The sequence below is a fragment of the Anoxybacteroides voinovskiense genome (assembly GCF_014196205.1).
Lineage (GTDB): Bacteria > Bacillota > Bacilli > Bacillales > Anoxybacillaceae > Anoxybacteroides > Anoxybacteroides voinovskiense.
The window spans coordinates 81,759-94,092 of sequence record NZ_JACIDE010000008.1; the positions used below are offsets into that span (position 1 = coordinate 81,759).

Genomic DNA, 12,334 nt, shown 5'->3' on the forward strand with positions numbered 1-12,334 from the left:
CTCCCCTTTTTCACCATTTCCCTACTTTATTTATCGTCCGCTTCTTTTTTTAGTTTAATAGTTTCGTTCCATTTTTTCTATTAAAATTAAAATTTCGGCAATGGCTGCATATAGCTGCGGCGGAACGCTGTCCCCGAGATCAATGTCAAGCAAATGGTGCACGAGCGAAGCGTCTTGTTCCATTGGCACGTTATGCTCTTTTGCGAGTGCAATAATTTTTTCGGCGACATAGCCTTTGCCGTGCGCAACTACTTTCGGCGCTTTATCCCCTTGTTCGTATCGAATAACCGCCGCAGATGGCCCGTTGACTTCTCGCTTTCGTTTTTGGTTAAAGTACATCATATCGTAAAATCATATCCTTTCTCTGTCCACGTCGCCCGCTTTTGCTCCGGTTTAGTTGCTGTTTTTTCCGGTTCCGCAAACGTCGTAAACTGGACGTTGCCCACGCGGTAGCCAATCGCTTCTAGTTTTTCTGTTGCCGCCTCGACAAGCGGGCGCATTTTTTCGGCAAAATCTTCGCGATTGTTGCGAAATGTCACCGACAGCGTTCGTTCGTTCGCACTTAGTAGCACCCCAACATCCCCAAGCTTGTTCGTTTCCAATAAAAAATATAAGCTGCAATTTTCCCAATCGATTCGCTTGCCGTCATTGCGCGCATTGACGTACACTTTCACGTCTTTTACTTCTCTTTGCAACAAAAGCGGAAGCGTAAAAAAGAGCGTCTGCATCGCACTGCCTTGGTCTCCTTTGTTTAATAGCTGCTGGCCGGTGAGATTAGTTGCGGCTTGCTCCGCTTGTTTCGCAACCGCTTCGTTACCGGTCTGCGCCAATTTGGTTAACCATCCTTTTAACGATGCTTCCGCCTCTTCTCGCTTTGCTTCTCCTAATACGAGCGCGTTCGCCATGTCAGCCTCGTACGTTAACCCCATCCGGCGAATCGTGTCAAATACATGACGGGCAGACGACTCCGGCTGGACGATTTTGTTCCATTCTGAAAGCAGCGCTTGTTCTGGCGTTTCTTGTTTATCGGCTGCGATAAAATGTTTTACTTTCGTATCCGCCGGTTTAAATTGCAATGGTTCAAGAACGTGTTTCACTTCTTTCACGATTTTTTGCGCATCGCTTATTTGCCCTTTTTCTAGCAACTGTTTCGCTTGGGCAAGCTGCGAACTTGCTTGTAGCAGCTTTTTTTCTAACGCCATATCAGCAAATAACATCACATCGCTTTTTAAAATCGTTTGATCGAGCTGCTTAATGACTGTTTCTAATAGCTGCTTCGCTTGCGGGCGAGCGGCTTGTTTAAATTGGGCAATAAGCTGGTCGGTTGCGCTTAAATTACGCATCATATCACGCTTTATTTGCTGGAAATGGTGCGTCGCCTCCGCCATGCGCTTCGTTACCGTTTGCACTAGTATATCTTTCGTTGAAAGCGGAAGCGTTGCTTGCCACTCGATAGCAGGGGCGGAAGTTGGCAGCGTTTGTTCTACCTGTTGCAAGGCGTGCACTATCGCCTGCCGCGCCGCCATTTCCCGCCCATCTTCCGCGAGCTGTTTCGCTGTCGCAACCGCCGCTGTAATCATTTGTTGGGCATCGGAATGACGATGAAGCGCCGGAATCGTTTCCGTTTGAATCGTTTTCAACACCGATTGGATATTCGCTTCCCGCTGCACCACTTTCATCGCTTGCGCCACGATGAAAGATGCAGGACGAACCTGCCCGTCTAATTCGGAAAGCGCCGTTGAAAGCTGTTCTTTCTGAGTATAGAGAGCCTGTTTGAGTTGCTGAAAAATAGGATTGTCCGCTACCGAAAGCTGCTCGATTGCATCAGAAAGTGACAGCATGCCTTGTTGCACGCGAGAGATGATTAGCTGTTGCGCTTCCGAGCGTGGAGCGGTTTGCACGTTTTCTGCCGCCTCAATAGCCGTTTGCTGCTGTGGCGCCTGTACCACTTTTACAAATTGTTCTTTCGCTTGCTGAATCGTTTGTTCGATGCGGGAAACGACCTCTTCTAACCCGCTTCCCCCACGAACGTTAGGCAAAACCGTTTCCTTTAGTTGCTGCACCGCTTCTTCGACGTGGCGAGCCGACCGAACGATTTGCTTTGCTTCCATCACTGCTTGCTCCAGTGACATGAGTGCTTTTTGCACAGCTTTGCTTTCTAGCGGCTGCTCTGCTTCCATTAATGCCTGCAACAGCTTCGTTTTCGCCGATAGCGGTTGTCCTGAGCGATACAATTCTTCTATGTCATCAAACGTTTTTCCAAGCAGTTGCCGCACCGACTCGTTTGCTTTGACAATCGAAAGTGCTTTCGCCACAATCGGCTCCCGCTCAACTTGCCGGCGCACAAGGCGGAGCGCTTCGCTTGCTGGGGCTTGTTCATTGATTGGCGATTCTTTCCGTTCCGCTGCCATCAGCGCTTGCAATAAGCGACTGCGTGCGAGCGGTTCGTTCGTTTCTTTGAAACGAATCGCTTCCTGTACCGCGTTTCCTAGCGATGTATCGCCCGTTTCCTCCGCATATCGCTTTACGTGTTCAACCGCCCGCGCAAAAATCGGTTCTTGTTGCACTTGTATACGAAGTTCCGGCAAAGACAGCGAGCGCTCCTCGGTCATTCGCGTAAACGAAAAATTCGCATCGATTGCCTGAACGATTTCGCTTAGCGACGCACTAAGCGATTGCCCGTGCAGCGCTTCATGGATTGCTGTTAGCTGCGATACGGTCATTTCAAGCTTTTTACTTGCGGCAACTTGAATCGTTTCTAACTTTTGTTCGACCGTTCCCGTTCCTTCCGTTAAAAACGTCCGCAACGAGGCAACAAGCTCGTTTGTTAGCGGTAGCTGCTTTGCAGCGATAATCTGCGCCGCTTGGCGTAACTCCGGTGTTTCAAAAGAAGGAGGCGCTATCGTTGGCTGCGTAACGACTACTCTCCCCTCGATAATTTCTCCTTGTTGCCCAGTAATTTGCACCGTTAGACGCCCATCTTTCGGCACGTCGCCGTCAAAACGAAACCGAACATCGACACCGCGCAACTGGACAATCGCTTCGCTATCGCTCACTTTCTCTTTCACGATTACTTCATATACGTCGCCCACTTTCATCGTTAATGCAGCAGGTGGCGTTGACCACCGCTGCAGTTGCCCGTATCCCCGTATTTCCATCGACACCATCTCCGTTTTCCGTTTGTTCTATTTTTTATATCGACGAATCGCTAGCCAGTTTGAATGGGAGATTGTTCCCAACAATTGCGGAACGAAAAAAGCGGAAACCGTGTCGTTATTACGCACGAGCAAGCGTGAAAGAAGAAACGTCGCGCACTCCTCCTTGCTTCAATAGACGCGCAGCGTGATAAACGGTCGAACCGGTCGTATAAAGATCATCAATGAGAACGCATTGGTCGTATCGCCACTCCCTCGTACACAAACGAAACTGAACCGTCCGCAGCCGCTCCATCCGCGTCTTTTTCGACTGCTTTTCGGAATCGACGCGTTCAAGCACGTCGGCGATGGGGAGGGAAAGTATTTCGGCAAGCGCTTTCGCTTGGTTAAAGCCGCGGTCATACAACCGCTTTTTGCTCAGCGGAATCGGAACGAGAACAACGTCCGCTGAAAAGTGACGAAAAAATTCGCGGCGGACATCGACGCGAAACGCTTCGACAAGCGCGTAATCGCCACGGAACTTCCAGCGCGTCACAACGTCTTTCATCCACTCATCGTATACATAAACCGACCGATTTTTTGTCAATACATCCCGCCACTCGTCAGCTTGCTGCCAACGAAGGCAATCGGTGCACAATTCCCCGTAGCGGTACGAATCGGAAATGAGCGAAAAGGGCCGATCACACTGGTGGCACCGTTCCCCTTCGATTAACGAAAACGAGCGGCGACACTGTTCACACAATACGTCCGCTTCCTTCACCGTTAAAAAATCGCTCCAGCCTAGCCTCGGTTCATAGCGCTGATGGCAAAGCAAACACATCACCATAATAACCCCCTTTTTCTCGCTTCGTCGTTCATGTCGCAAATATGCCGCTTCGCTTTCACCATCGCTTTTGTTTTTCCGAAATGAAAAAAACGAACGTCCCCGCCTGGATATTGGGCGCTGCGCCCCACTCTTCCGGCAATTTGTACGAGCGCTCCTTCCGTAAATACATCATCTTCTGCCCCAAGCACTGCAACATCGATATTCGGAACGGTCACGCCCCGCTCTAAAATGGTTGTCGTCACTAAAAGCGGAATATTGCCATCACGAAACGATTGCACTTTTTCTTTGCGCGCTTTATCTTCCGCATGCACCCCGACAATGCGGCGGTCGAACCGCTGCAAAATCGCAGCGACTTTTTCCAACAACTCCACATGCGGCACAAACAAAAACGCTTGTTTCTTTTCCTGTAACCGCTTTTCGACCCAAGCGAGCACATTTGTTGGCAACGTCCCTCGGTTTACTTTTTTCCGCCAATTCCCACACCATGCAAACGTCGGAACAGGGAGTGGATAGCCGTGGTAGCGGGCAGGGATCGTGACAGCGGAACGTTTTCCTTGTTTCATTTCTCGCTGCCAATTTTCGTTTGGAGTAGCGGTTAAATAAATGAGGGCAGACGGTTTTGTCCGCGCTTTTTCGGCAGCGTATGCAAGCATCGGCTCAACAGAATATGGGAACGCATCGACTTCATCAATAATCATCACATCAAACGCGCGATAAAACCGTAATAACTGATGGGTGGTTGTAATGACGAGGGACGCTTCTTTCTTTCGGTCTTCGCTGCCGCCGTATAAAGCGATTGTTGAAACCGATGGAAACGCTTGTTTTAAGCGCGGGGCTAATTCAAGAACGACGTCCGTTCGTGGAGTGGCAAGGCATACACGGTCGCCAAGCTCTAGCGCTCGTTGGATGCTAGGAAACAATACTTCTGTTTTCCCTGCGCCGCACACCGCCCAAACGAGCAGTTCTGCGCGCCGTTCGATGGCTTGTACGACTGCATCGGCGGCTCGTTGTTGCGCTTTCGAAAGTGTTCCTGTCCACGCCAACGGATGTGGATAAACGACGCGCTCTGGTGGAACGTTAGAAACAACAAGCGGAGTGCATTCGCTCACTCGCCCCATCGTCACGCACTTTCGGCAATACGTGCATACCGTTTCACAGCGGGCACAAAAAAAGGAAGCAAAGAAATGAGGCGCATCGTTTCCACACCGCATGCAGCGATGCCCTTGTTCGGTAGGAACGACGCCTTTTTGATACGATACATATCCGTTTTCATAATGTGCGTGAAGTTGGTCGAGTGAAAAAGAGAGTTCATCAAGAAGCAGTTGTCTTCCAGCAAGAAACGAAAGAAGTTCAGAAGAAGGAGAAAAATGAGGATTCAGTTCATAGATGGGGATTGTGGCAACTCGGCTGATCGGCACCACCTTTTCTCCCCCAGCCGTTAATGGCTCAGGCACTAAGTTTGTCCCATCATACATAAAACGCATCGTATCCCTCCTGCTAAAAATAATGAGTATGAGGGCTTGGCGCTCCTCCATCAACAGAGGAACGCCATTATGGCCGATACCAAGCAAGACCAAGTGCCCCTTCACCTAAATGCGTACCGATGACCGGTCCGAAATAGCTAATAGTAAATTCGACGTTCGGATATTGCGCCGCGAGCTCGTCTTTCCACGCCGTTGCCTCTTCTAAGCGATTCGCATGAATAATTGCCGCTTTTAACGGTGCGCCGCTTGCTGCGTCTTCTGCGAGCAACTCCTCGATGCGGTTTATCGCTTTTTTGCGTGTACGCACTTTTTCAAACGGCACGATGACTTTCTTTTCAAAATGCAATAGCGGCTTGACTTGCAAAAGGCTGCCGATGAACGCTTGCGCTCCGCTTAAGCGACCGCCGCGCTGCAAATGAATTAAGTCATCGACCATAAAATAGGCGCGAAGCGATTTTTTCATTTCATCTAAGCGAGCAATAATTTCCTCTGGTTTTTTTCCAGAAAGCGCCATCTTCGCTGCTTCGATGACGTAAAACCCTTGCGCCATGCAGCTAATTTCCGAATCGTACGGATACACTGGAATATCGACCATCGTTCCCGCGGTCACCGCCCCTTGGTACGTTCCGCTAATGCCGCTCGATAAATGAATACTAATGATGGCATCGTATTCCTTCCGTAGCGACTCAAACAGCTCCACAAACGCCCCAGTTGATGGCTGCGATGTCGTCGGGAGATGTTTATGCTGCTTTACTTCCGTAAAAAATTGTTCCGCATCGATGTCGATTTCTTCCCGATACGTTTCATTGCCAAACGTCACGCTTAACGGAATCATATGAATATGCAACGACTCGCGCACTTCTTTCGGAATATACGCCGTACTATCTGTTACAATCGCTGTTTTCATCGCTCGTACCTTCCTCATTCGATAGTGGTCTAAGCTTTATTGTAGCGAAAAATGGGACAAATTGCATTAAAAAAGGCTGTCGAACGATTCGACAACCTTCGCTAGCGCACTTCGACCCAGCCGTTTTTAATCGCGACAACGACGGCTTGCGTCCGGTCGCTGACGTTTAATTTTTGCAAGATGTTGCTGACGTGGTTTTTTACTGTTTTTTCGCTAATAAACAGCGCTTCGCCGATGCCGCGGTTGCTTTTTCCATCTGCTAATAGCTGCAACACTTCACACTCGCGGCGCGTTAATAAATGCAATGGCAAACATACTTCGCGCTTTGCCGGCGCTTCTTTTTCATTTTCCCCGGACGCAAGCCGGCGATATTCTTTAATTAAATTATGCGTGACGCGCGGATGCAAATACGAACCACCTTCCGCCACTACTTTCACCGCTTCGACTAACGTATCAGCGTCCATATCTTTTAGTAAATAGCCGGACGCGCCGCTTTTTAACGCATGCATCACATAATTTTCGTCATCATGGATGGAGAGAACGACGACTTTTATATCGGGATATGCTTCAATCAATTGGCGCGTTGCTTCCACTCCGTTCGTGTGCGGCATGTTAATATCCATAATGACAATATCTGGGCGATGCTTTTCGACAAGGGCAAGTGCCTCTTTGCCATCCGCCCCTTCAGCGACGACTTCAAACTGTTCTTCAAATTGCAAAATGCGCTTAACTCCTTCGCGAAATAGACGATGATCATCAATAATGACGATGCGCGTTTTCATCGCTCGTTCCTCCCTTTCTCTGTTGCCTCTACATTAAGTGGAATTTGAATAAAAATCGTTGTGCCGACGCCAAGTTGTGAACGAATATTCATCGTTCCTTCTAGCAGCTCGACACGCTCTTTCATCCCAATGAGCCCGAAGGCGTTTTCTTTTTTTTCCGTCGCATCAAACCCTTTGCCATTATCTTTTACTAATAAAAACAAAAGGTTCTTTTTTATTTCCATTTTCACTTCAATTTCCGATGCATCGGCATGTTTCAGCGCGTTTTGCACCGATTCTTGGACAAGGCGAAAGATCGCGACTTCCAATCGAGCGGGCAGCCGTTTTTCTTCTCCGATATGTACAAACGAAATGCGCGTTTTTTTGTTATACTCTTCCACCGTTTGCAAATATTTGCGAAGTGTAGGAATTAAGCCTAAATCGTCAAGCGCCATTGGTCTTAAATCATATATAATTCGCCGCACTTCGTAAAGAGCTGAACGAACCATTTTTTTAAAATCACGCACTTCGTCAATCGCTTCTTCCGCACTCCTTTCGCGAATGATGCGTTCCATTAAATCTGACCGCATCATCACATGCGCAAGGAGCTGCGCAGGCCCATCATGAATTTCGCGCGATAGGCGCTTTCGCTCTTCTTCTTGCGCTTCAATAATTTTTAGGCCAAACTCTTGCTTTTGCCGCGCCCCTTCAATAAATTCGCTCACTTCGCGGAAATCGCTCGTTAAATAGTTCAATACGACCGTAATTTGCCCGATTAAATGGTCGGCGCGCTGAATCGTTTCTTTTAAGCCTGCGAGTCTTCGTTCCAACTCGTCACGGCGCAGCCGCAATTGTTTTTCTTGTTCGCGAATCATCGTCACTTTCATTTGCAAATCGTGCGCCTTTTCGTACGTTTCACGAATTTCTTCTTCGGAGTAGCGAGAAAATTGGCGATTTACTTCCGACAAACGCTGCCGGGCAAGCCGTGCGTGCACCTCTAATTGATCGGCTTCGCGAATAATTTGCTGGACGCGCCGTTTTGTTTCCGTTAGCTCGTTAAGCAAACGGTCATGCTCTTGGCGCGACTGCTCACCAATTCGGAAAATTTCGTCCTTACTATCGTGCACCGTATTAATCATTTTTTCGACAATTTTATCCAATGCCTTAGCGTTTAATTTTTTATGTGAAGACATAACGTTCCTCCAACGTTCAGTGAAATCCCCGCCCTTCTAGCTATAGAGAAGGGCTTCTTAAGTTAGCATGATAAAAAAACGATAAATTTTTCCGGTGAAAAGTTTTATTGAAGGAAAAAAGTTGTCGATTTATAATAGAAAAAGCGTAATTGTTTTTATCGCCGTTTCATGCGTTTATTTTTAGTATAGCACGTTTTTCTATGGACAGATTAGGAAAATAGACGTTTTTCTACATTCGAACAAAAGTCGCAATGTCGAACGTTTCCGATAAGGGGTGTTTTTCGTTTGTTGCCAATGTACTACACCGTCAAAGGGTACGGAGAAGCAGAACTCGTGATTGAAAAATCACGGTTCATTTGTTATGTGAATCGGGCGACGACAGAAGAAGAAGCAACGCAATTCATTCAAACGATTAAAAAAAAGCATTGGGATGCGACGCACAACTGCTCGGCCTACCTCATTGGCGAACACGACCAAATTCAAAAAGCAAACGATGATGGCGAACCGAGCGGCACTGCCGGCGTTCCGATGCTTGATGTATTAAAGAAAAAAGGGCTGAAAGATACGGTCGTTGTCGTCACGCGCTACTTTGGCGGCATTAAACTCGGTGCTGGCGGTCTTGTCCGTGCCTATAGCAAAGCCGTTTCCGAAGGATTAAAAGCAGCGAAAATTGTCGAGCGCCGGCTCATGCGCGTCATGCGCTTAACGATCGACTACCCTTGGCTTGGCAAAGTCGAAAATGAGCTGCGGGCGTCCGTTTATCCGATTAAAGCCATCCATTACCTCGACCGCGTCGAAATCGACGTATTCGTCGAAGAAGCCGCCAAACAACCGTTCATCGACTGGATCACCGACTTGACGAACGGGAGGGTGGAGATTGTCGAACGAGCGACAGAGTATTTGGAGAATGAAGTAACACTTTAGGGAAAAATATATTTACCGCATCTTTCATTTTTTATAAAATGATATGATGGTACAAACATTGACTTATTCTCAACCGAAAAGAGGGTTTTTATGATTGATTCACGAACGAACAGGAAAGCTGTTAAAAAGAAAAAGAAAAAAAATAAAAAATTTCGCTCTTTTCTTTTCATTGTCCTTTTGTTGCTCATTGGTACCGGAAGTGTTTTCGCCTACCAAATCTATTCTGAAGCAAAACGAGCGAGCGAAAAAATATATGCTGCATTAGATGTTTCCAAATTGAAAAAGAAGCCGCATGAAAACATTGAGATTAAAAAAGACCCGATGACAATTTTGCTCGTCGGTGTCGAGAATCAATACCATGATGAAAAAGGACGCTCAGACGTTATTATGTTGTTAACCGTTAATCCGGTAACGAAAAAAATATATGTGCTAAGCATTCCGCGCGATACGCGTGTCTACATTCCGGCAGAAGGGCGAAAAGATAAAATTACGCATTCTTACAGCTATGGCGGCATCGAAGCAACAATCGCTGCGGTCAACGAATTAATTGACGTACCGATTGATTATTATATTACAACAAACTTTGAAGGATTTGAACAAATCGTTGACTCGCTCGGCGGAGTGAAAGTCGATGTACCATTTACGTTTAAAGCGCAACTGACGGGTTCATTAAAATGGTATACGTTCCATAAAGGGGAAATGGAACTTAACGGAAACCAAGCGCTTGCATACGTACGAATGCGAAAATCTGATCCTAAAGGAGATTTAGGAAGAAACGAACGGCAAAAACAAGTTCTCCGAGCAATTATTGACAAAAGTACGTCAATCACTTCTCTACCGAAACTTGATGACGTGATTGCTAACCTAGGAGACAACGTCCGGACAAACATTCCACCTTCGGATTTGTTGTCGTTTATTTACTTATACAAAAAAATGAAAGATGTCCCTGTGGAGAATCTGCATTTAAAAGGATACGATGATTTCATCGACCATGTGTATTACTATATCCCTGACGAACAATCAGTGGCAGAAATTAACGAAACATTAAAACAAGCATTACAAAAAGACACAAACACATCCTATACACAAAGTAATAGTGAACAAAATTCCAAAGCTTCTAACTAAATAGTTTTTTAGCTAAAAGGGTCCTTGGTCATAGGACCCTTTTAGCACTTTCTTCCGATTGGAAATTTCGACAAAAATCGGTTACTATAAAGATAGGAGAATATTAACGTGCGGAGGGATAGCGTGAAAAAGTGGATTGCTTCTACGATGATTACAGCTAGTTTGCTAGGTTCAACGTTTGCTTCGGTGGAAGCGGCGACAGCGACCTATCCTTTATCGGTAAAAGTTTCGGTCGCAAATGTCCGGCAAAATCCGACAATGACCGCAAAAGTCGTCACGAAATTAAAAAAAGGAACGGCAGTAAAAGCGATTGCTGTGTCGACGGATGCAAAAGGCGCAAAATGGTATAAAGTCGTGCTCGCTAACAACAAAACGGGATGGATGCACGAAACGGTCGTGAAAACTGTCGCTTCTAATCCAAAAACAACGACTGCCGTGAAAAATTCGCAACTAAATAGCGAAAAATCGATCGCTGCTCAATTATCCATTAACGTTTCCGTTGCGAATGTTCGACAAAGCCCTTCGACAAGCGCCAAAGTGCTGACCCAACTGAAGAAAGGCACTGTACTAAAAGCAATCGCTATTTCCGCGGATGCAAAAGGCGCAAAATGGTATAAAGTCGTGCTCGCTAACAACAAAACGGGTTGGGTGCATGAAACGGTTGTCAAGGCTAGCACAAATACATCGTCATCATCTGACAGTACAACGTCATCGAAAAAAACCGTCATCACCAACATGGCTACCCTTTACAGTGCGCCTTCTCTAAGCGCTACAGTTGTTGGAAGTGTCCAACGAAATGACCAAGTCACTGTGCTAGACACAGCCATCGATTCCTTGTTCAACTGGGTAAAAGTCTCCACGTCATCTGGGACTGTTGGGTGGCTTCCACAGTTTGAACTAAACTACACAGTCCCTAAATATGTGTATGCAAAAAACACGGCTGTTCCACTCCAAAGCAACCCGACATGGGTAGACGAGCCAATACAGATGTTAAACATAAATGATCGTCTCCTGTCTTTATACAGTGAGGACGAATGGCTGTATGTCGAAACGCCTGCTGGAGTGCGAGGTTGGGTACTAGAAGAAAATGTTTCTCCCCTTGCTGTTAATAGCCTTACTGCACCGACGATGGAAAACAGCGGGGAAGAACGCTATTTAGAATGGAAAAAAACGAATAATTTTAACGTATCGTATACTGTATTGTCCGGCAACCGTCTAAAAATTACCGGAGCGTTTTCGTATGCAGATATTCCAACATTTTCGATTGACGGCATACAGTCGATTGAGCAAACGGACGCTTCTGTCATCGTGACATTCTCGCCTGGGTATACATTTACGATTCGAAATTACAGCGATCGTTTGTCTATTAAAATCGTTGAAACAGGCTTAAAAGGAAAGAAAATTATTGTGGATGCCGGGCATGGCGGACATGATACAGGCGCCATCGGTCCAACTGGTTTAAAAGAAAAAGAGATTACGTTAAATACGGCATTGCTGTTAAAAGAAGAATTAGAAAAGGCTGGCGCCATCGTCACATTAACACGAAGCACAGACGTTTTTCTCGAATTATTCGAGCGGACAGCCATCGCAAACAATTCGGATTACGATGCGTTTATTAGCATCCATGCAGACTCTTATTCGAAAACATCAACAGGAACGACAACGTACTATAACGTTACTACCAATTTTAACGGACCGAAAAGCAAAACGTTAGCACAATATGTGCAACAATCGCTCGTTGCCCAATTAAAAACACCAAACCGTGGCTACAAAGAACAAGCATTTTATGTGAACCGAAAAAATGAACTGCCTAGTATTCTTGTAGAATTAGCATACGTGTCTAATCCAAATGAAGAAGCATTACTAAAAACGAAAGCGTTTCTCCAAAAGGCAGCGGTTGGCATTCGTCAAGGGCTCGAGCAATATTTTAATAACTTTTAATAACACATTGCTCAACGA

The 12,334-nt window shown here is 46.4% G+C and carries 10 protein-coding genes; 3 read left to right on the forward strand and 7 right to left on the reverse strand.

Annotated elements, in window-relative coordinates:
* Positions 1-54 precede the first annotated feature (54 nt).
* The 7 genes from GGR02_RS07410 to GGR02_RS07440 form a co-directional block, all read right to left on the reverse strand.
* Positions 55-342 carry an EscU/YscU/HrcU family type III secretion system export apparatus switch protein gene (locus GGR02_RS07410; RefSeq protein WP_183184094.1) on the reverse strand — a complete coding sequence of 96 codons (288 nt, stop codon included), beginning with the start codon at positions 340-342 and terminating at the stop codon, positions 55-57.
* Entirely contained in the window at positions 339-3,158 is a 2,820-nt protein-coding gene (locus tag GGR02_RS07415; RefSeq protein ID WP_229706121.1) for a hypothetical protein, read from the reverse strand. The genes GGR02_RS07410 and GGR02_RS07415 overlap by 4 nt, the downstream gene beginning before the upstream one ends.
* A gap of 118 nt (positions 3,159-3,276) precedes the next feature.
* Positions 3,277-3,978: a ComF family protein gene (locus tag GGR02_RS07420; RefSeq protein ID WP_183184096.1), complete on the reverse strand. Its 702-nt coding sequence runs from the start codon at positions 3,976-3,978 to the stop codon at positions 3,277-3,279.
* Entirely contained in the window at positions 3,975-5,465 is a 1,491-nt protein-coding gene (locus tag GGR02_RS07425; RefSeq protein ID WP_183184097.1) for a DEAD/DEAH box helicase, read from the reverse strand. The genes GGR02_RS07420 and GGR02_RS07425 overlap by 4 nt, the downstream gene beginning before the upstream one ends.
* A gap of 67 nt (positions 5,466-5,532) precedes the next feature.
* The gene (locus tag GGR02_RS07430) at positions 5,533-6,372 is read right to left on the reverse strand and encodes a DegV family protein (protein WP_183184098.1); all 840 of its coding nucleotides are present in this window, start codon (positions 6,370-6,372) and stop codon (positions 5,533-5,535) included.
* 101 nt (positions 6,373-6,473) lie between these two features.
* Positions 6,474-7,154 (reverse strand): response regulator, encoded by a 681-nt coding sequence (locus GGR02_RS07435; protein WP_183184099.1) that lies wholly within the window; start codon positions 7,152-7,154, stop codon positions 6,474-6,476.
* Entirely contained in the window at positions 7,151-8,326 is a 1,176-nt protein-coding gene (locus tag GGR02_RS07440) for a sensor histidine kinase (RefSeq protein WP_183184100.1), read from the reverse strand. Before GGR02_RS07440 ends, GGR02_RS07435 begins: the two co-directional genes overlap by 4 nt.
* 285 nt (positions 8,327-8,611) lie before the next feature.
* Between GGR02_RS07440 and GGR02_RS07445 the strand changes: the two genes are divergently transcribed.
* The 3 genes from GGR02_RS07445 to GGR02_RS07455 all read left to right on the forward strand — a co-directional run bounded on the left by GGR02_RS07445 (position 8,612) and on the right by GGR02_RS07455 (position 12,316).
* The gene (locus tag GGR02_RS07445; protein WP_183184101.1) at positions 8,612-9,250 is read left to right on the forward strand and encodes a YigZ family protein; all 639 of its coding nucleotides are present in this window, start codon (positions 8,612-8,614) and stop codon (positions 9,248-9,250) included.
* A gap of 90 nt (positions 9,251-9,340) precedes the next feature.
* A complete protein-coding gene (locus GGR02_RS07450; RefSeq protein ID WP_183184102.1) occupies positions 9,341-10,375 on the forward strand; it encodes an LCP family protein in 1,035 nt (344 codons plus the stop codon).
* A gap of 123 nt (positions 10,376-10,498) precedes the next feature.
* Positions 10,499-12,316 (forward strand): N-acetylmuramoyl-L-alanine amidase, encoded by a 1,818-nt coding sequence (locus tag GGR02_RS07455; RefSeq protein WP_183184103.1) that lies wholly within the window; start codon positions 10,499-10,501, stop codon positions 12,314-12,316.
* Positions 12,317-12,334 lie beyond the last annotated feature (18 nt).

Bases quoted from the DNA above. Each gene is read 5' to 3' on its own strand.
- GGR02_RS07410 (WP_183184094.1), bottom strand. From the start codon at position 342: ATGATGTACTTTAACCAAAAACGAAAGCGAGAAGTCAACGGGCCATCT.
- GGR02_RS07415 (WP_229706121.1), bottom strand. From the start codon at position 3,158: ATGGAAATACGGGGATACGGGCAACTGCAGCGGTGGTCAACGCCACCT.
- GGR02_RS07425 (WP_183184097.1), bottom strand. From the start codon at position 5,465: ATGCGTTTTATGTATGATGGGACAAACTTAGTGCCTGAGCCATTAACG.
- GGR02_RS07430 (WP_183184098.1), bottom strand. From the start codon at position 6,372: ATGAAAACAGCGATTGTAACAGATAGTACGGCGTATATTCCGAAAGAA.
- GGR02_RS07435 (WP_183184099.1), bottom strand. From the start codon at position 7,154: ATGAAAACGCGCATCGTCATTATTGATGATCATCGTCTATTTCGCGAA.
- GGR02_RS07440 (WP_183184100.1), bottom strand. From the start codon at position 8,326: ATGTCTTCACATAAAAAATTAAACGCTAAGGCATTGGATAAAATTGTC.
- GGR02_RS07450 (WP_183184102.1), top strand. From the start codon at position 9,341: ATGATTGATTCACGAACGAACAGGAAAGCTGTTAAAAAGAAAAAGAAA.